Source organism: Pseudomonas defluvii (assembly GCF_001695625.1).
Taxonomy (GTDB): domain Bacteria; phylum Pseudomonadota; class Gammaproteobacteria; order Pseudomonadales; family Pseudomonadaceae; genus Aquipseudomonas; species Aquipseudomonas defluvii.
In genome coordinates this window covers 1-230 of sequence record NZ_MBPN01000368.1, presented here as the reverse complement: position 1 = coordinate 230, position 230 = coordinate 1, and the positions used below count along the sequence as shown (strand labels likewise).

Here is a 230-nt window from a genome sequence, read left to right as displayed (position 1 = left end):
ACGCAAATAGGCTCAATCGTCACCAGCTTGCGTAAAGGTGATGTGTTTGATGTGTTGCACGGGATATTTTTCATCACTGTCTTTGGAACCTGGTTGGCAGAGAAAGCACAGAACCTGAAATTGTCTGCACCACCGGACCTGCCGTACCCCGAGATCAGCGAATGGTCAAAACCCCTGCCACCCGAACAGTGGGCCAAGCGCTCGCCTGAGCTGGAAGCGGCTATCGCTGA

1 pseudogene is annotated in these 230 nt (G+C 53.5%); it reads left to right on the top strand.

Features of this window, described 5'->3' with window-relative positions:
* Positions 1-230, top strand: a pseudogene (locus EKA13_RS27695) (hypothetical protein); the annotation flags it as partial.